23 protein-coding genes are annotated in these 23057 nt (G+C 73.0%); 13 read left to right on the forward strand and 10 right to left on the reverse strand.

What is annotated here, in order from left to right; genetic code table 11:
• The first annotated feature begins 170 nt into the window (after positions 1-170).
• Positions 171-812 (forward strand): TetR/AcrR family transcriptional regulator, encoded by a 642-nt coding sequence (locus Sri02f_RS10655; protein ID WP_109000845.1) that lies wholly within the window; start codon positions 171-173, stop codon positions 810-812.
• A 29-nt stretch (positions 813-841) separates the two neighbouring features.
• On the opposite strand, the gene def is transcribed toward Sri02f_RS10655, so the two are convergent.
• A complete protein-coding gene (def, locus tag Sri02f_RS10660; protein WP_109000846.1) occupies positions 842-1387 on the reverse strand; it encodes a peptide deformylase in 546 nt (181 codons plus the stop codon).
• Between the two features lie 158 nt (positions 1388-1545).
• On the opposite strand from def, the gene Sri02f_RS10665 reads away from it, so the two are divergent.
• The 4 genes from Sri02f_RS10665 (at position 1546) to Sri02f_RS43610 (ending at position 5108) form a co-directional block, all read left to right on the forward strand.
• Complete coding sequence (locus Sri02f_RS10665) at positions 1546-2784, forward strand: MurT ligase domain-containing protein (protein ID WP_069772720.1); 1239 nt, start codon at positions 1546-1548, stop codon at positions 2782-2784.
• Between the two features lie 22 nt (positions 2785-2806).
• The gene (locus tag Sri02f_RS10670; RefSeq protein WP_109000847.1) at positions 2807-3535 is read left to right on the forward strand and encodes a type 1 glutamine amidotransferase; all 729 of its coding nucleotides are present in this window, start codon (positions 2807-2809) and stop codon (positions 3533-3535) included.
• Positions 3536-3725: 190 nt separating this feature from the next.
• Positions 3726-4751 (forward strand): 6-phosphofructokinase, encoded by a 1026-nt coding sequence (locus Sri02f_RS10675; RefSeq protein ID WP_109000848.1) that lies wholly within the window; start codon positions 3726-3728, stop codon positions 4749-4751.
• 231 nt (positions 4752-4982) lie between these two features.
• On the forward strand, positions 4983-5108 hold the full coding sequence (locus Sri02f_RS43610) for a hypothetical protein (protein ID WP_281261888.1): 126 nt from the start codon (positions 4983-4985) through the stop codon (positions 5106-5108).
• 43 nt (positions 5109-5151) lie between these two features.
• Here Sri02f_RS43610 and Sri02f_RS42665 read toward each other — a convergent pair whose 3' ends face one another.
• Positions 5152-5595 carry a hypothetical protein gene (locus Sri02f_RS42665; RefSeq protein WP_245970586.1) on the reverse strand — a complete coding sequence of 148 codons (444 nt, stop codon included), beginning with the start codon at positions 5593-5595 and terminating at the stop codon, positions 5152-5154.
• Between the two features lie 536 nt (positions 5596-6131).
• On the opposite strand from Sri02f_RS42665, the gene Sri02f_RS10690 reads away from it, so the two are divergent.
• Positions 6132-7082: a cytochrome c oxidase assembly protein gene (locus Sri02f_RS10690; protein WP_109000850.1), complete on the forward strand. Its 951-nt coding sequence runs from the start codon at positions 6132-6134 to the stop codon at positions 7080-7082.
• Between the two features lie 61 nt (positions 7083-7143).
• The gene (locus Sri02f_RS10695; RefSeq protein ID WP_109000851.1) at positions 7144-7314 is read left to right on the forward strand and encodes a hypothetical protein; all 171 of its coding nucleotides are present in this window, start codon (positions 7144-7146) and stop codon (positions 7312-7314) included.
• On the opposite strand, the gene Sri02f_RS10700 is transcribed toward Sri02f_RS10695, so the two are convergent.
• Genes Sri02f_RS10700 through Sri02f_RS10715 form a run of 4 tightly spaced genes read right to left on the reverse strand, consistent with a single transcriptional unit; the run spans position 7315 to position 11409 of the window.
• Positions 7315-8520: a sensor histidine kinase gene (locus Sri02f_RS10700; protein ID WP_109000852.1), complete on the reverse strand. Its 1206-nt coding sequence runs from the start codon at positions 8518-8520 to the stop codon at positions 7315-7317.
• Complete coding sequence (locus Sri02f_RS10705) at positions 8517-10247, reverse strand: sodium/solute symporter (protein WP_109000853.1); 1731 nt, start codon at positions 10245-10247, stop codon at positions 8517-8519. Before Sri02f_RS10705 ends, Sri02f_RS10700 begins: the two co-directional genes overlap by 4 nt.
• A complete protein-coding gene (locus Sri02f_RS10710) occupies positions 10244-10642 on the reverse strand; it encodes a hypothetical protein (protein ID WP_109000854.1) in 399 nt (132 codons plus the stop codon). The genes Sri02f_RS10705 and Sri02f_RS10710 overlap by 4 nt, the downstream gene beginning before the upstream one ends.
• Before the next feature lie 2 nt (positions 10643-10644).
• Positions 10645-11409 (reverse strand): LytR/AlgR family response regulator transcription factor, encoded by a 765-nt coding sequence (locus Sri02f_RS10715; protein ID WP_109000855.1) that lies wholly within the window; start codon positions 11407-11409, stop codon positions 10645-10647.
• Positions 11410-11488: 79 nt separating this feature from the next.
• Here Sri02f_RS10715 and Sri02f_RS10720 point away from each other — a divergent pair, with 79 nt between their 5' ends.
• The 6 genes from Sri02f_RS10720 to Sri02f_RS10745 all read left to right on the forward strand — a co-directional run bounded on the left by Sri02f_RS10720 (position 11489) and on the right by Sri02f_RS10745 (position 19054).
• Positions 11489-11974: an Lrp/AsnC family transcriptional regulator gene (locus Sri02f_RS10720; RefSeq protein ID WP_109001024.1), complete on the forward strand. Its 486-nt coding sequence runs from the start codon at positions 11489-11491 to the stop codon at positions 11972-11974.
• 156 nt (positions 11975-12130) lie between these two features.
• Entirely contained in the window at positions 12131-12952 is an 822-nt protein-coding gene (gene ddaH / locus Sri02f_RS10725) for a dimethylargininase (RefSeq protein WP_109000856.1), read from the forward strand.
• On the forward strand, positions 12949-14178 hold the full coding sequence (gene rocD / locus Sri02f_RS10730) for an ornithine--oxo-acid transaminase (protein ID WP_109000857.1): 1230 nt from the start codon (positions 12949-12951) through the stop codon (positions 14176-14178). Before ddaH ends, rocD begins: the two co-directional genes overlap by 4 nt.
• 110 nt (positions 14179-14288) lie before the next feature.
• Positions 14289-16808 (forward strand): SpoIIE family protein phosphatase, encoded by a 2520-nt coding sequence (locus Sri02f_RS10735; RefSeq protein WP_109000858.1) that lies wholly within the window; start codon positions 14289-14291, stop codon positions 16806-16808.
• 103 nt (positions 16809-16911) lie between these two features.
• Positions 16912-18171, forward strand: a complete 1260-nt coding sequence (locus Sri02f_RS10740) for a PP2C family protein-serine/threonine phosphatase (protein WP_109000859.1) — start codon at positions 16912-16914, stop codon at positions 18169-18171.
• Between the two features lie 139 nt (positions 18172-18310).
• The gene (locus Sri02f_RS10745) at positions 18311-19054 is read left to right on the forward strand and encodes a lysophospholipid acyltransferase family protein (protein ID WP_109000860.1); all 744 of its coding nucleotides are present in this window, start codon (positions 18311-18313) and stop codon (positions 19052-19054) included.
• A gap of 82 nt (positions 19055-19136) precedes the next feature.
• Here the strand turns inward: Sri02f_RS10745 and Sri02f_RS10750 are convergent, their stop codons facing one another.
• From Sri02f_RS10750 to Sri02f_RS10765, 4 genes are all read right to left on the reverse strand, one after another.
• On the reverse strand, positions 19137-20735 hold the full coding sequence (locus tag Sri02f_RS10750) for an alpha/beta hydrolase (protein ID WP_109000861.1): 1599 nt from the start codon (positions 20733-20735) through the stop codon (positions 19137-19139).
• A gap of 114 nt (positions 20736-20849) precedes the next feature.
• Entirely contained in the window at positions 20850-21608 is a 759-nt protein-coding gene (locus Sri02f_RS10755; RefSeq protein WP_109000862.1) for an urease accessory protein UreD, read from the reverse strand.
• A gap of 1 nt (position 21609) precedes the next feature.
• Positions 21610-22287, reverse strand: coding sequence for an urease accessory protein UreG (gene ureG / locus Sri02f_RS10760; RefSeq protein WP_109000863.1), 678 nt, complete (start codon positions 22285-22287; stop codon positions 21610-21612).
• A 75-nt stretch (positions 22288-22362) separates the two neighbouring features.
• On the reverse strand, positions 22363-23037 hold the full coding sequence (locus tag Sri02f_RS10765) for an urease accessory protein UreF (protein WP_109000864.1): 675 nt from the start codon (positions 23035-23037) through the stop codon (positions 22363-22365).
• Between the last annotated feature and the right edge of the window lie 20 nt (positions 23038-23057).

Raw genomic sequence — 23057 nt, forward strand, 5'->3', positions numbered from 1 at the left:
CCAGCGGCGGAACGTATGTTACTAGCGGTAACACCAGAGTCTGTTACCGGTCGGTAGGAAAAGTCAACTCCTGCTGACGGGCCGGAGCCCTGCGGTCCGTTCGATGTCAGGGTGCTGTCAGGTGTTAGTTTGCCCAGGCGTCACCGAACAAGCACGGGTGGGGAGAGCACATGGACACCACGCAGCGGACCGAGCAACAGCGGTCCGCCGACCGCCGACGGCGCGAACTGCTGGAGGCCGCCGACCGGGTGGTGCTGCGCGACGGCCCACAGGCGTCGATGAACGCCATCGCGGCGGAGGCCGGCATCACCAAGCCCATCCTCTACCGCCACTTCGGCGACAAGGGAGGCCTCTACGCCGCCCTCGCCAAGCGGCACACCGACGCGCTGCTCGACTCCCTGCGCGCCGCGCTGGACGCGCCGGCGGAACGGCGGGAGCGGGTCGAGGCGACCCTCGACACCTACCTGGCCGCCATCGAGGCCCGGCCGCAGGTGTACCGGTTCCTGATGCACCCGTCCGACGGGTCGGCCGGCGAGCAGGGGTTCGACGTCGGCAAACACTCGGCTCCTCTGCTGCGCCGGATGGGCGAGGAGCTCGCCCAGGTCATCGAGGACCGGCTGGACCTCGGGCCCGGGAGCCAGCAGCTCGCGCGGGTCTGGGGCCACGGGATCGTCGGGATGATGCACGCGGCGGGCGACTGGTGGCTGGGCGAACGGCCCTGTTCCCGGGCGGAGCTGGTGCGCAGCCTGGCCGACCTGCTGTGGGGTCGCCTCGCGGCGGCCGGCGACAAGGTCGGCGGTCCCGGCTTCTGAGGGGCCGGCGCCCCGCGCCGCGCGCGGACTCAACGAGAACCGCTCCAGGCGGCCCTGCGCACCTGACGGGCCAGTCTGCGCCCGCGCAGGCCCGTCACCCGGTCCGCGTAGACCCGGCCGTCGAGGTGGTCGGCCTCGTGCTGCAGGCACCGCGCGAAGAATCCGGTGCCGCGCACGGTGACCGGCTGCCCCTCCGTCGTGAAGCCCTCGACCACCGCCTCGTCGTAACGCTCCGTCCCCGCCTCCAGGCCCGGCAGGGACAGACAGCCCTCCGGGCCACGCAGCACGATGCCGTCCGTCCCGACCAGCCTCGGGTTCACCACATGGCCCAGGTGGCGGACGTCGTCGTCGTCCGGGCAGTCGTAGACGAACACCCGCAGGGGCTCGCCGACCTGGTTGGCCGCCAGCCCGACCCCCCGGGCCGCGTACATCGTCGCGAACATGTCCTCGACGAGTCGGGCGAGTTCGGGGCCGAAGTCGGTGACGTCCTCGCAACGGGCGTGCAGCACGGGGTCGCCGAGCAGGGTGAGGGGCCGGACGCGCCCGTGGGCGCCCGGGATGGAGCGGTGTCGCATGCCGGCAAGGGTACGGTCCTTCGTGACACGCGCATGCCGTCCACGGGCGGGAGGCGGTCCCGGGATTCGGGAGTGCGGGGGGATCTCGATAGGCTGACCACCTACCACGTTGCCGTACGGCAGAGGCGCGGCGCGTACGCAAGGAGGATCGAGAACTGATGGCAGGCAACTCGGACCCGCTCACGCCGCGGGCCAAGATCGCCGTGACCGCCGGCAAGGCGGTCGCGGCGGCGTCGCGCGCGGCGGGGCGCGGCAGCGGTTCGGTGATCGGCGGCCGGGTGGCGCTCAAGCTCGACCCCGACCTCCTCGCCCGGCTCGCCCAGAACCTGGACGTCGTCCTCGTCTCGGCGACCAACGGCAAGACCACCACCACCCGGCTGATCGCCGAGGCGCTGCGGGCCGCCGGGCCGGTCGTGTCCAACGCGCTCGGCGCCAACATGCCGGCCGGCATCACCTCCGCCCTCGCGGGCGGCTCCGAGGCCCGCTACGGCGTCATCGAGGTCGACGAGAAGTACCTCGCGGGCGTGGCCCGGGACACCGCCCCCAAGTGCATCGCGCTGCTCAACCTCTCCCGCGACCAGCTGGACCGCGCCGCCGAGACCCGCATGCTCGCGGAGAACTGGCGCGAGGGGCTCGCCGGTTCCAAGGCGGTCGTCGTCGCCAACGCCGACGACCCGCTGGTGGTGTGGGCGGCCTCCTCCTCCCCCAACGTCGTCTGGGTCGCCGCCGGGCAGATGTGGAAGGACGACGCCTGGTCGTGCCCGTCCTGCGGCGGCGTCATGCAGCGCCCCGGGGACGACTGGTTCTGCGGCGAGTGCGGCTTCCGGCGGCCGACGCCGAGCTGGGCGCTCAGCGGCGACCACGTCCTCGACCCGCACGGGTCCGCCTGGCCCATCCACCTGCAGCTGCCGGGCCGCGCCAACAAGGCCAACGCCGCCTCCTCCGCCGCCGTGGCCGCCGTCTTCGGGGTGCCGCCGCAGGTGGCGCTGGAGCGGATGTACGCGGTGCAGGCCGTCGCCGGCCGCTACGACGTCGTCCAGTTCCAGGGCCGCGACCTCAGACTGCTGCTGGCGAAGAACCCCGCGGGCTGGCTCGAGACGTTCAGCCTGATCGATCCGCCGCCCACGCCGGTGATCCTCTCGGTGAACGCGCGCGGCGCCGACGGCACCGACACCTCCTGGCTGTGGGACGTCGACTACACCCGGCTGACCGGCCACCCGATCTTCGTCGTCGGCGACCGCAAGCTGGACCTGGCCGTGCGCCTGGAGGTCGCCAACCAGCACTTCCAGGTGTGCGAGAACCTCGACCAGGCCGTGCAGCAGGCGCCGCCGGGCCGGATCGAGGTCATCGCGAACTACACGGCGTTCCAGGACCTCCGCCGCCGCGTCGGCAACTGACCCTAAGGACGATCCCATTCCCATGAGCGACAACCAACTGCGGCTGGTGTGGATCTACCCGGACCTGCTGAGCACCTACGGCGACCAGGGCAACGCCCTCGTCGTCGAACGGCGCGCCCGGCAGCGCGGGCTGGACGTGGCCCGGCTCGACGTGCGCAGCGACCAGCCGATCCCCACCTCCGGCGACATCTACCTCATCGGCGGCGGCGAGGACCGGCCGCAGCGGCTCGCGGCGGAACGGCTGCGCCGTGACGGGCACCTGTACCAGGCGGTGAACAACGGCGCGATCGTGTTCGCGGTCTGCGCCGGCTACCAGATCCTGGGCCACGAGTTCGTCAACGACCTCGGCCAGCGCGAGCCGGGTCTCGGCCTGCTCGACGTGACGACGACGCGCGGCGAGGGCGAGCGCTGCGTCGGCGACGTCCTCGGGGACATCGACCCGCGGCTCGGTCTGCCCCCGCTGACCGGGTTCGAGAACCACCAGGGCATCACCCACCTCGGCCCGACCGCCCGCCCCCTCGCCCGCGTCTCGCTCGGCAAGGGCAACGGCACCGGCGACGGCACCGAGGGCGCGTACAACGACACCGTGTTCGGCACGTACATGCACGGCCCGGTGCTGGCGCGCAACCCGCTGATCGCCGACCTGCTGCTGAAGCTGGCGCTCGACGTCAACGCGCTGCCGCCGATCGACGACCACTGGTACGAGGCGCTCCGCGGCGAGCGCATCGCGGCCGCCCAGCAGCCTGCGTGACCTGTATGTTCACCGGATCTTCAGGACGCCGTCAACAGCCCGTATGACGCTGCGTCCGCACAGGTGAGCAGGCACGTCCAGCAGGCGGACGCGTGCTTCGGCCCCGCCCCCTCCTGACGCTAGGGTGGCGGGGATTCGAGCCGGACAGCGTGGTCCGGACCGGCCCTCGTGAAGAAGGTTGTTTCGGGCTATGCGCATTGGTGTCCTCACGTCCGGCGGCGACTGCCCCGGCCTGAACGCCGTCATCCGGTCCGTCGTGCACCGCGCCGTCGCCGACCACGGCGACGAGGTCATCGGCTTCCGGGACGGCTGGAAGGGCCTCCTGGAGTGCGACTACCTCAAGCTCGACCTCGACGCGGTGAACGGCATCCTCGCCCGCGGCGGCACGATCCTCGGCTCCTCCCGCGTCCAGCCCTCGCATCTGCGGGACGGGGTGGAGCGCGCCCGGAGCCATGTCGAGGAGCTCGGCCTCGACGCGATCATCCCGATCGGCGGTGAGGGCACCCTCAAGGCCGCCCGGCTGATGTCCGACAGCGGGCTGCCCATCGTGGGGGTGCCCAAGACCATCGACAACGACATCGCCGTCACCGACGTCACCTTCGGCTTCGACACGGCCGTCGGTGTGGCGACCGAGGCCCTCGACCGGCTGAAGACGACCGCCGAGTCGCACCAGCGGGTGCTGGTCGTCGAGGTCATGGGGCGCCACACCGGCTGGATAGCGCTGCACTCCGGCATGGCGGCGGGCGCGCACGCCATCGTCGTGCCGGAGCGGCCCTTCGACATCGAGGAGCTGGCCCGCCGGGTCGGCGCGCGGTTCGAGGCGGGCAAGCGGTTCGCGATCGTCGTCGCGGCGGAGGGCGCGAAGCCCGCGCCCGGCGGCATGGCCTTCGACGAGGGCGCCAAGGACGTCTACGGGCACGAGCGGTTCGCCGGGATCGCCCGCCAGCTCTCCATCGAGCTGGAGTCCCGGCTCGGCAAGGAGGCCCGGCCGGTCATCCTGGGCCATGTGCAGCGCGGCGGCACGCCGACCGCCTACGACCGGGTGCTGGCCACCCGGTTCGGCTGGCACGCGGTGGAGGCCGTGCACCGGGGCGAGTTCGGCCGGATGACGGCCCTGCGCGGCACGGACATCGTGATGGTTCCCCTCGCCGAGGCGGTCGAGACGCTGAAGACCGTTCCGGAGGAGCGGTACGCGGAAGCGGAGTGCGTGCTGTAGTCGTCCGACGCGCTCACCGTCACCCGGCCGGCCGTCGGCCCGTCGCCCCCTCGGTGGCCCGTGCTCACTGGGCGCGGGCCACCTCGGGCGTACCCGCCCGCCGCTGTTCGCGTTGACGCCCGGCTCCTGGGGCCTCGTACTGAACGCGAGGAACTGAGCACGAGGAACTCCTGTGAAGAGAGTTGCCTTCGTGACCTCCCACCCCCCCTGTTCCGGCGCGGCCGGGTCCATGTGCCCGAAGGACACCGCTCCGCCACGGCGTTCGTCGACGACAGCGCCTCCCGGCTCTGGACCCACGAGATCGCGCCGAGCGCGACCGGCGAGGGCCTCGCCCTGGTCCGGCGGTGCTTCGACTGAACAGCCGGTGACCCGGGAGGTCAGTGATCCCGGACGTCAGCGGTCAGTACGGAATCCGTACAGAAAGCGCAGACGACGGACGGAGAGCCGTCCGTCGTCCGTGCGCTCGATCACATGGGTCGTCCGGGGGGGTCGGCTTCTCGCCCTCGTAGACCGCCTCGCCGCGCGCCAGCAGGTCGCTGACGAATTTCTCGGTCGCCCAGCGCTCGGCGTCGTCCTGCTCCCCGCCCTCGCGCACCAGATCCTCCGTCGGCCCCCGCACGTCCACCGTGAATCCGGCGCTCTCCAGCGTTTCGACGCCCCGCTCGGTCACCATGGCGAGCACGAGCCGCTCGGTGACGACCTCGGCGGCCACGGCCTCGGTCCGGTCCATGGCCGCGGTCAACGACCGCAGGTCCTGGCCGATGCGCAACGCGATCCGGGCCCGGAGCACGGGACGGTTCTCCGTCGCCGCGAGGGCGAACACCGGGTGGGCCGCGGTACGCATCCCCGCCTCCTGTGCGAAGCCGCGCTCCTGGGCGTCCTCGCCGACGAAGACGCAGTCGTCGGCCGCTCCCCCCGCAGCCGGCGACCGCCCGGTCGAAGATCGCGCGGCTGTCCTTCACTCCCCAGTGCACCAGGGCCACGTCCGTGAAGCGGCCGGGAATCGCCTCCGCCAGCGCCCGTGCGACGGCGGCCTCGGCCGACCCGGGGTGGGAGATGATGCCCTCGCGTACCTCGCTCAGGGCATCGAGCACGGCGAGGACCCGCGGGCGGGGCCGCAGCGAGAGCGAGCCACCGGGTTCCGGCTGGGGATCCGCCAGGGTCGCCCCGATGTCGAAGAAGATGACAGACATGGGACATGGTCCCCGCGGTTCACCCCCGCGAGTCGGGACCGCCCGGGTGAACCCGGCTGGGAAAGGGGCGCGGGCCGTGCCGAACGGGAAGCCCCGGCGGCCCCCGGTGCCCGAGGCCGCGGGGGACTTCTCTACTCTTGTGGGCGGCAGGAAACGTACAACCCCCCACGAATCAGGAGCCGGCGCAATGGATCACGGCGGGCACGGCATGACCATGGATCTGCCGCCGTTCACGCTGGGACGCGGTCTTCAGTGGTCGGCGGACCCGTTCTTCCTCGTCGCCTGTGCGGTGGGACTCGGCCTGTACGCCTGGGGCGTGCTGCGGCTGCGGCGGCGCGGCGACACGTGGTCGGCCGGGCGGACGGTGTCGTTCGTCGTCGGCGTGCTGACGGTCGCGCTGGTGATGTGCACCGGGCTGAACGACTACGGCATGGTCATGTTCAGCGTGCACATGGTGCAGCACATGGTGATCAGCATGCTGTCGCCGATCCTGATCCTGCTCGGCGCGCCCATGACGCTCGCGCTGCGCGCGCTGCCGGCGGCCGGCCGGGGCCGCACGGGGCCGCGCGAGCTGCTGCTGATGTTCCTCCACAGCCGGTACATGCGGATCGTCACCCATCCCGCGTTCACCATCCCGCTGTTCATCGCGAGTCTCTACGCGCTGTACTTCACGCCCCTGTTCGACTTCCTGATGGGGTCCAAGACGGGGCATCTCGCGATGATGGTGCACTTCCTGGCCGTCGGCGTAGTGTTCTTCTGGCCGATCATCGGCGTGGATCCGGGGCCGAACCGGCCGGGCTACCTGATGCGGATGCTGGAACTGTTCGCGGGCATGCCGTTCCACGCGTTCTTCGGCATCGCGCTGATGATGGCCTCGCAGCCCATGGTGGAGACGTTCAAGAACCCGCCCGCCTCCCTCGGCATCGACGCGCTGACCGACCAGAACGCGGCGGGCGGCATCGCCTGGGCGTTCAGCGAGGTCCCGTCCGTACTGGTGCTGATCGCGCTGCTGTTCCAGTGGTACGGCTCCGAACAGCGGCAGGCCAAGCGCAAGGACCGGGCCGCCGACCGCGACGGGGACCAGGAGCTGGAGGCGTACAACGCCTATCTTGCGTCACTCGACGCACGCGGGCGCTGAACCCGGGGCACCATGGAGGGGGACGCGCCCTGCGCAGGGCGGCCCCGAGGAGGGTGTCGCGATGGCCGGTACCACGGACAGTTCCACGAAGACCATGGGGGTGCTCACCGTCGGCGGTCTGGTCATGGTGACCGCCTACACGGTGGCGCTCGGCAGCAACGGCTGGCTGTGGTTCGGCTGGGTCGTGCTGGGCCTGATCACGCTCGCCCTGATCCTGATGCGGACCGGCTGATCAGCCGGGATCGAGCCGTCCCGCCGAGTGCACGCCCGGCTGGTACTTCGGCAGCCGGGCGGTGATCTTCATGCCCGCCCCGATCGCGGTCTCGATCACGAGGCCGTGGTCGTCGCCGTAGACCTGGCGCAGCCGGTCGTCCACGTTGGACAGGCCGATGCCGCCGGACGGGCTGACCTCGCCGGCCAGGATGCGGCGCAGCGCGACCGGGTCCATGCCCGCGCCGTCGTCCTCGATGACGACGAGGGCCTCGGCGCCCGCGTCCTGCGCGGTGATCCGGATATGGCATGTGCCGGCCTTGCCCTCCAGCCCGTGTTTGACCGCGTTCTCCACGAGCGGCTGCAGGCAGAGGAAGGGCAGGGCCACCGGCAGGACCTCGGGGGCTATCTGGAGGGTGACGGCGAGGCGGTCGCCGAAGCGGGCCCGGACCAGGGCCAGGTAGTGGTCGATGGCGTGCAGCTCGTCGGCGAGAGTGGTGAAGTCGCCGTGCCGGCGGAACGAGTAGCGGGTGAAGTCGGCGAACTCCAGGAGCAGTTCACGGGCGCGCTCGGGGTCGGTGCGCACGAACGAGGCGATCACGGCGAGCGAGTTGAACACGAAGTGCGGGGAGATCTGGGCGCGCAGGGCCTTGATCTCGGCCTCGATGAGTCTGGTGCGGGACCGGTCGAGGTCGGCCAGCTCCAGCTGCACGCTCACCCAGCGGGCCACCTCCCCCGCCGCCCTGACCAGGACGGCGGACTCGCGGGGCGCGCACGCGACGAGGGCGCCGTGCACCCGGTCGTCGACGGTGAGCGGGGCGACGACGGCCCAGCGGACGGGACAGTCGGCGTGCTCGCAGGTGAGGCGGAAGGCCTCGCCCCGGCCGCTCTCCAGAGGACCGGGCAGTCGCTCCATGATCTCGGCGCGGTGATGCGAGCCCACTCCGTCCCAGGCCAGCACCTCCTTGTGGTCGGTCAGGCACAGGGCGTCCGTGCCGAGCAGGGTGCGCAGCCTCCGGGCGGATCTGCGGGCCGTCTCCTCCGTGAGGCCGGCCCGCAGCGGGGGCGTGGCGAGGGAGGCGGTGTGCAGGGTCTGGAAGGTGGCGTGCTCGACGGGGGTGCCCAGGCCGCCCAGGCTCTGCGGGCGGGCCATACGGCGGCCCAGCCAGAAGCCGGCGGCGAGGAACGGCAGGATCGCGATGCACACGCCCGCGAGGAAGCCGCTCACGCCCTCGCCTCCGCGGTCCGCAGCTCTTCCGTGCGCAGCTCCTCCGGCAGGTGGAAGCGGGCCAGGATCGCCGCCGTGCCGGCCGGGACGCGCCCGGGGGTGGCCAGGGACACCAGGATCATCGTGAGGAAGCCGAGCGGCACGGACCACAGCGCGGGCCAGGCGAGCAGGGCGTGCACGGCGCCCGTGCCGGGCAGACCCGCCATGGTCGCCGCGACGGCGACGAAGGCCGACCCGCCGCCCACCAGCATCCCGGCGGCCGCGCCGGGCGGGGTCAGCCGCCGCCACCAGATGCCGAGGACCAGCAGCGGGCAGAAGGAGGACGCCGACACCGCGAAGGCCAGTCCGACCGCGTCGGCCACCGGCAGGCCGCCGACCAGGAAGCTCGCCGCGAGGGGCGCGGCCATGGCGAGCCCGGTGCCCAGGCGGAAGTGCCGTACGCCCCGGCTCGGCAGCACGTCCTGGGTGAGGACGCCGGCCACCGCCATCGTCAGCCCGGACGCCGTGGACAGGAACGCGGCGAACGCGCCCCCGGCGACCAGCGCGCCCAGCAGGTCGCCGCCGAGGCCGCCGATCACCCGGTCGGGCAGCAGCAGGACGGCGGCGTCGGCGTCGCCGCTGAGGGCGAGCTCGGGGGTGTAGAGGCGGCCGAGTGCGCCGTAGAGGGGCGGCAGGAGATAGAAGGCGCCGATCAGCGCGAGGACGGCGACCGTCGTGCGGCGCGCGGCCACCCCGTGCGGGCTGGTGTAGAAGCGGACGACCACGTGCGGCAGGCCCATGGTGCCGAGGAACGTGGCGAGGATCAGCCCGTAGGTGGCGTACAGCGGGCGTTCCTCGCGGCCCGCGGCCAGGGAGGTCGACATGCCGCCGTTGCCGCCGCGCTCGGCGGTGGGGACCGCCGCGCCGCGGGCGAAGGTGAGGCGGGCGCCCCGCTCGACGTGGTGGGAGCCGGCGGCCAGCCGCAGGACGGCGCCCTCGTGCCGGAGGCCGTCGACCGCGCCGTCCACCGTGACGGTCAGCGGGCGTTCCAGTACGAGGTCGACAGTGGCGTCGACCCGGACGACCCGCTGGTCGCGGAAGGCGGGCGGTTCCTCGAAGGCGTCGCGGGGAGCGCCGTCGCCCTGCCAGGCGAGCGCCAGGAACAGGGCGGGGACGAGGAGCGCGGTGAGCTTGAGCCAGTACTGGAAGGCCTGCACGAAGGTGATGCTGCGCATGCCGCCCGCGGCGACGGTCGCCGTCACGACGACGGCGACGATGAGACCGCCGAGCGAGTCGGGGGCGCCCGTCAGCACGGTCAGCGTCAGCCCCGCGCCCTGGAGCTGGGGGATGAGGTAGAGCCAGCCCACGCCGACGACGAAGGCGCCCGCGAGCCGTCTGACCGCCTGTGAGGCGAGACGGGCCTCGGCGAAGTCCGGGAGGGTGTAGGCGCCCGAGCGGCGCAGCGGGGCGGCGACGAACAGCAGCAGCACCAGATACCCGGCGGTGTAGCCGACCGGGTACCAGAGCATGTCCGGCCCCTGGACCAGGACGAGGCCGGCGATGCCGAGGAAGGAGGCGGCGGAGAGGTACTCGCCGCTGATGGCGGCCGCGTTGAGGCGGGGGCCGACGGTGCGGGAGGCGACGTAGAAGTCGGAGGTGGTGCGGGAGATGCGCAGGCCGAACGCGCCGACGAGCACGGTCGCGACCACGACGAGGGCGACGGCCGGGACGGCGAACGTCGGGTTCACCGGTCCTCGACCAGCCGCACGAAGTCCCGCTCGTTGCGCTCGGCGCGGCGCACGTACCAGCGGGCGAGCAGGACGAGGGGGGCGTAGAGGCAGAAGCCGAGGACCGCCCATTCCAGGCGGTGGGCGTCGGGCATCGCCGCGAACAGCAGGGGCAGCGGGCCCATGAGGAGCGTGAGGACGGCGAACACCGCGAGGGCGGCGCGCAGTTGGGAGCGCATGAGGGAGCGGACGTAGGTGTGGCCGAGGGTGGTCTGCTCGTCGATCTCGGTGCGTGGGCGGTAGGAGCCGGAGGCGTGGGGGTACCGGCCGCGTGAGCGCAGCCGCGCGTGCGGGAGGGTGCGGCGGACGGGACCGGTGACGACGACGCGTCGTTCCGCCGGGTCCTGGCTGGGCACGGCTAGGGCCTCCTCATCAGCAGGTCGCGCAGTTCGCGGGCATGACGACGGCTGACCTGGAGTTCCTCGCCGCCGACCAGGACGCTCACCGTGCCCGCGTCCAGGCGCAGTTCGCCTATGTGGCGCAGGGCGACGAGGTGGCGGCGGTGGATGCGGACGAAGCCGCGGGCCCGCCAGCGCTCCTCCAGGGTGGACAGCGGGATCCGTACGAGGTGGCTGCCGCGGCCGGTGTGCAGGCGGGCGTAGTCGCCCCGGGCCTCGACGTGGGTGATGTCGTCGACGGCGACGAAGCGGGTGACGCCGCCGAGTTCGACGGGGACGTGGTCGGGGTCGGGCTCGTGCACGGGGATGGGCGGGGCGGCGCCGCGCAGTGGGGCGGCTCGGCGTTCGACGACGCGACGGACCGCCTCGGCGAGGCGTTCCGTGCGCACCGGCTTGAGGACGTAGTCGACGGCCTTGAGGTCGAAGGCCTGGACGGCGAAGTCCTCGTGGGCGGTGACGAACACGACCAGGGGCGGCCGGGCGAAGCCGGTGAGGAGGCGGGCGAGGTCGAGACCGTCGAGGCCGGGCATCTGGATGTCGAGGAAGACGACGTCGATGGCCTCGGGGCCGTGCGGTCCGGACTCGAGGGCCCGGTTGATGCGGCGCAGCGCCTCGGTCGCGTCGCCGGCGCCTTCCACGCTGCCGATGCGGGGATCCGCGGTGAGCAGGTAGAGCAGCTCTTCCAGCGAGGGGCGTTCGTCGTCGACGGCGAGGGCGCGCAGCATGAGGGTGGAGTGTAGGGGCGATCCGCACGGCGGGACACGTACGGGGGTGCAGGCGCGTGTGCTGTCCTACAGTGCCCGCATGAACAGCGCGCCCGCCTCGTTCGACGAGCTCGACCGGAAGATCATCACCGCTCTGATGGCGAACGCCAGGACGAGCTTCGCCGAGATCGGCACGGCGATCGGCCTGTCCTCGACGGCCGTCAAGCGCCGGGTGGACCGGCTGCGGGACACCGGGGTGATCACGGGGTTCACGGCCACCGTGGAGCCGTCGGCGCTGGGCTGGCGCACCGAGGCGTACGTGGAGGTGTACTGCGAGGGCGCGGCTCCGCCCCGGCGTCTGGCGGAGGTGGTGCGCAACCACCCGGAGATCACCGCGGCGATGACGGTGACGGGCGGGGCGGACGCGCTGCTGCACGTGCGGGCGCGGGACGTGGAGCACTTCGAGAACGTGCTGGAACGGATCCGGGCCGAGCCGTTCATCCGCAAGACGATCAGTGTGATGGTGCTGTCCCACCTGCTGCCGGACAGCCCGGAGGCGGGCGCGACCCAGCCCGCTCCCGAATAAACCTGCGCGCACGCAGCAAGCCTGCGCGCAGCGGGATCATCACGCAGCATTACTGCACGGACACGCAATGCTCGTTCCTTGTCGTGCGTGCCTGTCAGTTCCTACCGTGGTGTCAACCCTCAGTCGACACCCGCAGGGAAACGGAGGAATCCCTCTGTGTCCGAAAGCCGTGTGCGGCGCCCCCGGCGCTTCCTCGTCTGCGAACCGCGGCACTTCGCCGTCCAGTACGCGATCAATCCCTGGATGCATCCCGACAGCCCCGTCGACGTCGATCTCGCCCAGGAGCAGTGGCAGACGCTGATCCGCGCCTACCGGGCGCACGGCCACGCCGTGGACACCGTGGAGCCGGCCCCCGGTCTGCCCGACATGGTCTTCGCCGCCAACTCGGCGGTCGTGGTGGCGGGCCGGGTCTTCGGCTCCCTCTTCCACGCGCCCGAGCGGCGGCCCGAGTCCGACCACTACGACAGCTGGTTCCGGACGGCGGGCTACGACGTCCACCGGCCCGAGTCGGTCTGCGAGGGCGAGGGCGACCTGGTGTGGACCGGCCGCCACATGCTGGCCGGCACCGGGTTCCGCACGACCCGTGAGGCGCACCGGGAGGTGCAGGAGTTCTTCGGCCATCCGGTGATCAGCCTGACCCTGGTGGACCCGCACTTCTACCACCTGGACACCGCCCTGTTCGTCCTGGACGACGGACACGACGGAAACATCGCCTACTACCCGCAGGCGTTCTCCCCCGGCAGCCGGGCGGTGCTCGCCCGGCTGTATCCGGACGCGGTGCTCGCCACCCGCGACGACGCCATGGCGTTCGGTCTGAACTCGGTCTCCGACGGTCGCCATGTCTTCATCGCGCCGCAGGCCGAAGCCCTCGCCGCGCGGCTCGGCGAGCGCGGCTATGTCCCCGTCCCCGTCGACCTCTCGGAGTTCCGGAAGGCCGGCGGCGGCATCAAGTGCTGCACCCAGGAGATCCGTTCATGACCGCACCCGTCGTCCCCGCCCGTTCCTCCGGCGATCTGATCCGCGCCGAGGAGCCCGTGCTCGCGCACAACTACCATCCGCTGCCCGTGGTCGTCGCGAGCGCCGAGGGCGCGTGGGTGGAGGACGTCGAGGGCCGCCGCTACCTCGACATGCTGGCCGGTTACTCGGCCCTCAACTTCGGCCACCGCCATCCGGCGCTGATCGAGGCGGCCCACCGTCAGCTGGACCGGCTCACGCTCACCTCCCGCGCCTTCCACAACGACCGCCTGGCCGGGTTCGCCGAGCGGCTGGCGAAGCTGACCGGCCTGGACATGGTCCTGCCGATGAACACGGGCGCGGAGGCGGTCGAGAGCGCCGTCAAGGTGGTGCGCAAGTGGGCGTACGAGGTGAAGGGCGTGCCCGCCGACGCCGCGACGATCGTGGTCGCCGCGGACAACTTCCACGGCCGCACCACGACCATCGTGAGCTTCTCCACGGACGAGACGGCGCGGGCGGGCTTCGGACCGTTCACGCCGGGTTTCCGCGTCGTCCCGTACAACGACCTGGCCGCGCTGGAGGCGGCGGTCGACGAGACGACGGCGGCGGTGCTGATCGAGCCCATCCAGGGCGAGGCGGGCGTGGTCGTGCCCGACGACGGTTACCTGGCCGGGGTGCGGGAGCTGACCAGGCGGACGAACTGCCTCTTCGTGGCGGACGAGATCCAGTCCGGCCTCGGACGCACCGGCCGGACGCTGGCCGTGGAGCACGAGGGGGTGACGCCCGACGTGCTGCTGCTCGGCAAGGCGCTGGGCGGCGGCATCGTGCCGGTGTCGGCGGTGGTGGCGCGGCGGGAGGTGCTGTCGGTGCTGCGGCCCGGGGAGCACGGCTCGACCTTCGGCGGCAACCCGCTGGCCGCTGCCGTCGGCACGGCGGTGGTGGAGCTGCTGGAGACGGGCGAGTTCCAGCGCCGGGCGGCCGAGCTGGGCGTCGTCCTGCGGGACGGGCTGTCCGCTCTGGTCGGCAAGGGCGTCGTCGGCTTCCGGGCCAGGGGACTGTGGGCGGGCGTCGACGTCGACCCGGCGCTCGGCACGGGCCGCGAGGTGAGCGAGCGCCTCCTGCGCGAGGGCGTGCTGGTCAAGGACACCCACGGCTCGACCATCCGGCTGGCGCCGCCGCTGACGATCACCGCCGACGAACTGACGTCGGCGCTGGCCTCGTTGGAGAGGGTGCTGACGCAGCGGGTCTGAGGGACCGCGTGGCGCGGCCGGCGCCCGGGTGGCCCGGCCGCTGCCGTGCGGGCAGGGTGAGGATTGAGTCAGGAGGTGGTAGACCACTCACAGCGACAGAGAGGTCGACCGTGGGCACACACGATGAGGACGACGTTGCCCGTCGGCGGTTCGACGTGGCGGACACCGCCCCCCTGCTCCTGGACACGCGGGGAGTGGTCACCAGCTGGACCAGGGACGCCGAGCGCCTGCTGGGCTACCGGGCCGCCGAGGCGGTGGGCAAGGACATGTCCGGTCTGCTCGCGCACGGCGACGCCCGGCGGGTCCCCGGCATCCTGGAGCGGTGCCGCCGGGAGGACGGATGGGCCGGGCTGCTGTCCGCCCGCCGCAGGGACGGCCGGCCGGTCCCGGTCATGGCCCGGATCACCTCGGCGCACGAGCCCGGCGGCCGGGCGCGCTGGCTGGTGATGCTGAACGAGATGGACGACGCGCCCGGCTGGAACATGAGCCGCTCGGTCCTGGAGCAGATGGTCGGCGGCGCACCGATCGGCATGGCGATCGTGGACACCGACCTGCGTTACGTGTGGTCCAACGCGGCCCTCGCCAGGTTCGGCGGCGGTCCGCCGGAGCAACGGCTGGGGCTGCGGATGGCCGACGTCCAGCCCGGCCTGGACTCCGAGGCCGTCGAGGCGCAGATGCGACGGGTGCTGGAGAGCGGGGAGCCGGTCGTCGGCTACGAGCTCCTGGGGCATGTCCGGGCCGCACCGCACCGGGAGACCGCGCACATGCTGTCCTTCACCCGGCTGGACGACGACCACGGCCGTCCGGTGGGCGTCTACTACACGGTCGTCGACATCACCGACCGTCATCGCGCCCGGCGGCGGCTCGCGATGCTCGACGGCGCCGGACGGCGCATCGGCAGCAGTCTGGACATCGCCCGGACCGCGCAGGAGCTCGCCGACGTGGCCGTGCCGGGGTTCGCCGACGTCGTCGCCGTCGACCTGCCGGAGCGGGTGCTGCGGGGCGCCGAGCCCACGCCCGGTCTGACGGCGGACGAGGCGCGCGGCCACGTCCGGCTGCGCAGGGCAGGCCACCGGACGGCCGGCGACCCCGGGGCCGGCGGGGGCGGCCACGGGGACGGGCGCCGGGACGGAGACCGGGACACCGGCGGGGAACAGGAGCGGGGCGGGGACGAGGAGCGGGGCGGGCCGCCCTTGGTCGTCTATGGGGGTGACGCGCCCCCGGTGCGCTGTCTGGTCGGCGGGCGGCCCTGGCGGGCCGACCGGCTGGACCGGGCCGTCGAGGAGTGGCTGCCCGCCTTGCCCGCCGGGTCCGAACGGCTCAGCGCCCTGATCGTGCCGGTCCGGGCCCGCGGCACGATCCTGGGCGTCTCCACCTTCCTGCGGGACGGCCGGCGTGAGCCGTTCGACGAGGACGACGTGGCCCTGGCCGAGGACCTCGTCTCGCGGGCGGCCGTGTGCGTGGACAACGCGCGCCGCTACACGCGCGAGCGGGACGCGGCCCTGGTGCTCCAGCGCAACCTGCTCCCGCGCCGGCTGCCGGAGCAGGACGCGGTCGAGGTGTCCGCCTGCTACCGGCCGGCCGACGAGCTGACCGGCCTCGGCGGCGACTGGTACGACCTGATCCCGCTGTCCGGGGCCCGGGTCGCCCTGGTGGTCGGCGAGGTGCCCGGACACGGCATCGACGCCGCCGCGGCGATGGGCCGGGTGCGCACCGCCGTACGCACCCTCGCCGCCCTGGATCTGCGGCCCGAGGAGATCCTCGCCCACCTCGACGACCAGGTCGCCCGCATGGACCTCGAGGAGGACGTGACGGCCGAGGGCCGGCCTGGGACCGAGGGCGCCCAGGCGGCGGGGACCGCGTGCGTGTACGCCGTCTACGACCCCGTCGACGGGCGGTGCGTGATGGCCGCGGCGGGACATCCCGCCCCGGCCGTCGTCGGGCCCGACGGCGCCGTCACGTTCGTCGAGCTGCCCCAGGGGCCGCCGCTCGGCGCGGGCGGGCCGCCGTTCGAGTCGACCGAGGTGATCCTGCCGGAGGGCAGCACCCTGGCGCTGCACACGGACGGGCTGCTGGCCCGCGGCGACGAGTGGACGCCGGACAGCGACCGGGAGCGGCTGCGGCGGGCGCTGGAGCGGTCCGCGGGCGCCCTCGACCTGCGCTGCCGGACCGTGATCGACGCCCTCGTGCCGGCCCGCCCGCACGACGACGTCGCCCTGCTCATGGCCCGCACCCGCCGGCTGAGCGCGGACCGGGTCGCCGACTGGGAGCTGCCCGCCGAGCCGGCGGCGGTCGCCGAGGCCCGCAAGACCGCGAGCCGCCGGCTGGCCGAGTGGGGGCTCCCGGAGCTGTCGTTCACCACCGAGCTGGTCGTCAGCGAGCTGGTCACCAACGCCATCCGGTACGCGACCGGGCCGATCCGGCTGCGGCTGATCCGTGAGCGCACCCTGATCTGCGAGGTCTTCGACGGCGGCGCCACCTCACCCCACCTGCGCCATCCGCGCGCCACCGACGAGGGCGGCCGGGGCCTGCTGCTGGTCTCCCAGCTGAGCCGGCGGTGGGGCACCCGGTTCGTCCCCGAGGGCAAGGTCATCTGGGCCGAGCAGTCGCTCACGGATCCCGGCGCGTGAACTCGGCCGTGATCCCGGCGCATGCCCCCGGCAGGTGAACGGCGAGCCGATACACCGCAACGCGTGAGAAAATTACGCGAAACCGGCGGATGGGGCGCGAGCCATGAACGACACGGCGATCGACTACGCGGCGGTGTTCCAGGCCCTGCCCGGCATGGTTGCCCTGCTGACGCCCGAGCTGGTGTACGCGGACGTCAACGCCGAGTTCCTGCGGGCGACGGGCCGCAACCGCGAGCAGATGGTCGGCCGGCACCTCTTCGAGGTCTTCCCCGACAACCCCCACGACGCCGGCGCGAGCGGCATGCGCAACCTGGAGGCCTCGCTGCGCCGGGTGCTGGCCACCGGCGAGCGGGACGCCATGGCGCTGCAGCGCTACGACGTGGAGTCGGCCGAGCGTCCCGGCGAGTGGGACGAGCGCTACTGGAGCCCGGTCAACGCGCCGGTGCACGGCCCGGACGGGTCGGTGGTGCTGCTGGTGCACCGCGTCGAGGACGTCACCGAGCTGATCCGGGCGCGCGGCGGACGCGCGACGGACGGGCACGGGAGCAGGGCGGGGGCCGGCAGCCGGGGACGGGTCCTGGAGGCCGAGCTGTACACCCGGGCCCGTGAGCTGCAGGAGCTCAACGAGCGGTTGCGGCTGGCGCACGCCCGTGAGCGCGAGGTCGCGCTCGCCCTGCAGGAGGCGATGCTGCCGGCCCGCCGTCAGGTCGGTCACCACCGGGCGGCCGTGCGCTACCGGCCGGCGGTGGGCGCGCTCAACGTGTGCGGGGACTGGTACGACCTGGTCGACCTGGTCGGCGGCCACCGCATGGGGGTGTCCGTCGGCGACGTCGTCGGACACGGCCTGGAGGCCGCCGGGGTGATGGGCCAGCTGCGCAGCGCGCTCAGCGCCGCCTCCCGGGTGGCGGAGGGCCCGGCCGAGGCCCTGAACGTCCTCGGCCGGTACGCGCACGTCGTGGACGGCGCCGAGTCGGCCACCGCGGTCACCACGTTCATCGACTTCGACCGTCACACCGTCGCCTACAGCAGCGCCGGGCACCCGCCGCCGGTGCTCGTCCACGCCGACGGCCGGGTGGAGTTCCTCGACCGGGCCACCGACCCGCCGCTCGACGCCCTCCCCGACCCGGTCCCGCGGACCGAGGCGAGCACCGCGTACGACGACGGCGCCACCCTCGTCCTGTACACCGACGGACTGGTGGAACGGCGGCACGAGGACATCGACACCGGCCTGAAGCGCCTCGCCGACGCCCTGGCCCGGCATCGCGCCGCCGACCCCGAGGCCCTTGCCGACGCGGTCCTGTGGGAGCTCCTGCCGACCGGCGGCGCCACCGACGACACCGCTCTGGTCGTCGTGCGGCTGTGACGGGAGGAGCCCGACGGGGCCGGATCGGCACGGTTCCGGCGGTCGCCGCCTGCCCCTACACTGACACCCCACGCCATGCCGGTTGACCTGCTGGAACACGGCGGCGAGCCGATCCGCCGGACACGAGGAGCGACTCCCTTTGTTCTACTACCTTCTGAAATACGTGGTGTTGGGGCCGCTGCTGAAACTGCTCTTCCGGCCGCGGATAGAGGGCCTGGAGCATGTGCCGGACTCGGGCGCGGCCATCATCGCGGGCAACCACCTGTCGTTCTCGGACCATTTCCTGATGCCGGCGATCCTCGGGCGCCGCATCACCTTCCTCGCCAAGGCCGAGTACTTCACGGGTCCGGGCCTCAAGGGTCGGCTGACCGCGGCCTTCTTCCGCAGCGCCGGCCAGATCCCGGTGGACCGCTCCGGCAAGGAGGCCGGCCAGGCGGCGATCCGCGAGGGTCTGGGGGTGCTCGCCAAGGACGAGTTGCTCGGCATCTACCCGGAGGGCACCCGCTCGCACGACGGCCGCCTCTACAAGGGCAAGGTCGGCGTCGCGGTGATGGCCCTGAAGTCCCGCGCCCCGGTGATCCCCTGCGCGATGATCGGCACCTTCGAGGCGCAGCCGCCCGGCAGGAAGATCCCGACCCTGCACCCGGTGGCGATCCGCTTCGGCGAGCCGCTCGAATTCTCCCGCTACCTCGGCATGGAGGACGAGAAGGCGGTGCTGCGGGCGATCACCGACGAGATCATGTACGCGATCCTGCGGTTGTCGGAGCAGGAGTACGTGGACCAGTACGCCGGGGTCGCCAAGGCGGAGCAGGCCGAGGCGAAGGCCCGCAAGGCCGAGAAGGCGGAGAAGTCCCGCAGGTTCCGTCGCACGCCCCAGGATTGACGAGACGTCATATGGAGCGGGCGGTGACGCCAGAGGGGCGGCCGGATCGATCCGGCCGCCCCTCACTGCCTGCCGGGGGTGCTTACGGCGTGGGCGTGGCGTGCGGCGTGCAGGTCACGTCCGCCCGGTCCAGCTTCCCGGTGAGGAGGTAGGCGTCCACCCGGGGGTTGATGCAGGCGTTGACCAGCCCGGTCACGCCGTGGGAGCCCGCGTCCTTCTCGGTGATCAGGCGCGAACCCTTGAAGCGCTGGTGCAGGCTGACGGCGCCGTCGTACGGGGTGGCGGCGTCATTGGTGGACTGCACGATCATGACCGGCGGCAGGCCCTTGTGGGTGGTGACGTTCACCGGGGTCTGCTGCTTGACCGGCCAGTAGGCGCACGGGAGGTTCATCCACGCGTTGGCCCAGGTCATGAACGGGTAGTCCTTGTTGAGCCGGGTGTTGTCGTCGTTCCACTTCCGCCAGCTGGTGGGCCACTTGGCGTCGGTGCACTCCACGGCCGTGTAGACGGCGTTGCCGTTCTCCGAGGTGATGTTGCCGGCCGTGTCGGTCATGTCCGGCGCGGCCGCGTCGACCAGCGCCTGGGTGTCTCCCGCGAAGTACTTGCCGAAGACGGTGGCGACCGGGACCCACGAGGAGTCGTAGTACGGGGCGCTCTGGAAGAAGGAGATCAGCTCCGCCGGACCGACCAGGCCGCCGATGGGGGTCTTCTTCGCCGTGGCGCGCAGCTGGAGCCACTTGCTCTGGACGGCGGCGCGGGTCGCGCCGAGGTGGAAGGTGGCGTCGTTCTTGGCGACCCAGTCCTCCCAGTCCTTCCAGCGGCCCTCGAAGGCCACGTCCTGGTCGAGGTTGGCCTCGTACCAGATCTTCTCGCGGGACGGGTTGACGACGCTGTCGACGACCATCCGGCGCACGTGGCCCGGGAAGAGGGTGCCGTAGACGGCGCCGATGTAGGTGCCGTAGGAGACGCCCAGGTAGTTGAGCTTCTTCTCGCCGAGGGCGGCCCTGATGACGTCCAGGTCGCGCACGGTGTTCGGCGTGGTCATGTACGGCAGCATCTCGCCGCTGCGCTCGTAGCAGCCGTCGGCGTACTCGCGGGCGAGCTTGATCTGGGCGAGCTTGTCGGCCTCGCTGCCCGGGACCGGGTCGGCTTTGGGCGCCTTGACGAACTCCTGCGGGTCGATGCAGGAGATGGGCGCCGAGTGGCCGACGCCGCGCGGGTCGAAGCCCACGAAGTCGTAGGCCTTGGCCACGTTGGCCCACACGGGCGCCTTGGTGGTGACGCGGCGCGGGAAGCGCATCCCGGAGCCGCCGGGGCCGCCGGGGTTGTACACGAGCGCGCCCTGGCGCTCCTTGGCCGTGCCCGTGTTGCCGATGCGGTCGACGGCCAGCTTGATCTTCTTGCCGTTCGGCCTCGCGTAGTCCAGCGGGACGGTGACCCAGCCGCACTGGATCGGCTTCTCCAGGCCCCAGTCAGCCGGGCAGGCCTGCCAGTCGATGCCGGCCTTGGCGGCGCGCTCGGCGGCGACGGCGGCGCCCCGGGCCTCGCGGTCCTGGCCCGGACGGCCGCTGGCCGCGCCGGCCGTGGGCGCCGCGACGGCACCGGCGATCAGGGTCGCGGTGACGAGTGCGCCCGCCGAGCCCAGCGCTGCGATGCGCTTGTTCGGTCGTATGTCCTTCAAGTGCAAACTCCCCTGGTTTATGGCGGCAGGAGGATCCTTGCGGCTGTGGGGCGCCTGAGAAAAGGTGTCGTTGACCTTCTTTGCCAATCCGATAACCGGAAAGAGAAGTACCGCTCACCGGATGTCCAGCTCGGCGAGCGCCTCGTCCAGCACGCGCCGCAGCCGCAGTCCGTCGGGCGCGACGGCGGTGACCAGGGCCGCGGGCCCGGCCAGCGGCATGACACAGGCGTGTTCCGCGAGGATCCTGGCCTCCGCCGGCCGCTCCGCGAACTCCGGCCGCGCCAGGACCAGTTGGCCGATCGCGCGCTGCCCGGCGAGCACGGCGGGGCCGTCCCAGCCGCCGGGCGCGCCGGGCCCGCAGGCCAGTTCCTGGTCCAGGACGACCCGGCCGGCGATCCGCGCGACCAGTCTGCTGCGGAGCAGGCCGGGCTCCTCCCCCACCCGTCCGAGCACCTGCTCCTCACGCAGCACGAGCCGGGCCCCGGCGCCGAGGTCGACGCGGGTGACGACGGACAGGTCGCTGCCCTTCGCCGAGATCAACGGCTCGGGCAGCCAGTCAAGTTCACCGTCGTCGGCGACGGTGAGGCGCACCTCGTAGCGGGCGTCGTCCTTCGTCTGTCCGGGGAGCGCGATGGTCGCGGCGGCCGACCCCACCCGCAGCCGGGCGCCCCCGCCCACGTCGGCCTCGACGGCGAAGCGGTCACCGCCGAGGGGGCCGCTCATCGCCCCGACGAGGACGACGCGCGCCTCGGCGGCGGTCCCCCGGGTGCGCCGCAGGGCGAGCGGCCCGTCGCTCGCAAGGACGGGCAGCGCGGTCCCCCCGCGCCCGTCCGCGCGCGCTTCGATCCGGGCGGTGGCGTGCACACCGCCCATGTCAGGCGGTCCAGGCGGCGAGCCGCGCCCGCACCCAGGCGGCGACGTCGGCGACACCGTGCTCGCTCCTCAACGACTGGAAGACGACCGGCAGTTCGGCCCGCTGGGCCTTCGCGTCGGCCGCCATCCGGGCGAGGTCGGAGCCCACATGGGGTGCGAGGTCGGTCTTGTTGACGACCAGCAGGTCGGCGGTGGTGACGCCGGGGCCGCCCTTGCGCGGGATGTCGTCCCCGCCGGCGACGTCGATGACGAAGATCTGCGCGTCCACGAGACCCTTGGAGAAGGTCGCGGTGAGGTTGTCCCCGCCGGACTCGACGAGGATCAGGTCCAGCGGCCCGACCTCGTCCTCCAGGTCCTCCACGGCTTCGAGGTTGGCGGAGATGTCGTCGCGGATGGCGGTGTGCGGGCAGGCGCCCGTCTCCACGGCCGTGATCCGCTCGGGCGGCAGCACGGCTTCCCGGAGCAGGAACTCGGCGTCCTCGCGGGTGTAGATGTCGTTGGTGACGACGGCCAGGGACAGCCGGTCGCGCAGGGCCCGGCAGAGGGCGGCGACGGTGGCCGTCTTGCCGGAGCCGACGGGCCCGCCGAGTCCGATGCGCAGGGCGCGGCGCGAGCCGTCGGGGCGACGGGCGTCGGCGCCGACGGCGGCGGGACCGTGCGGGAAGTGGTCAAGATGCACAACGGCTCCTAGTCGGCCGGGGTGGGGCGAAGCCCGGGGTGGGAACGGGGCTTTTTGCGGGGGTGGGGGGGAGAGTCACGAGGCGAACAGCCGTACCGGCCACGCCGCATGCACCTCCGCCCCGATCTCCAGCAGCGGCGCGGACGCGGCGGGCAGCACGTCGAGGCCCTCGGCCGGCACCGCCGACGCGGACGTCACCGCCCGGTCGGCGACCCGGTCCAGTTCCGGCGCCAGCCGGGCCAGCACCGCCGTCGCCTCGAAGGGATCGAGGCTCAGCAACCGCACCACGGCGGTGGCCGGTCCGCTCACGCTCTCGTACACCGCGCAGTACGCCGCGTCCGCCGGTCCGAGACCGGCCGCGCGCGCCGTCAGCCCCAGCACCACCGGCTGATGCGCGCCCTTGGGGAACTGCCGTGCCACGGCGTCCAGTTCGTCGCTCGGCCAGGTGGCTCGGGCGGCCCGCATCAGCTGCCGGCCCAGTCTGCGGGCCGTGGCCCGCAGGGCGGGGGACGGCGTGCGGGCGTCGGCCGCCGCGTCGAGCCCGGCCGGGTCCACGCCGCCGGCCGCCGCGGCTGCCAGCGCCGCGGCGACCAGTCCCGCCGTGTGCAACCGCCCGCGGCAGAAGGCCTCCAGGCTCTGTGCGCCGGTGATCCGGCCGGCCTTCACCGCCGCCTCCGCCCCGCCGGAGTGCGCGTGCCCTCCGGCGGGGAAGCGGCCGTCGGCCAGGACGAGAAGTGCTGTCCTTGTCACGTCGATGTCCTCGCGAGGCC

The organism is Streptomyces rishiriensis (genome assembly GCF_003112535.1).
Taxonomy (GTDB): domain Bacteria; phylum Actinomycetota; class Actinomycetes; order Streptomycetales; family Streptomycetaceae; genus Streptomyces; species Streptomyces rishiriensis.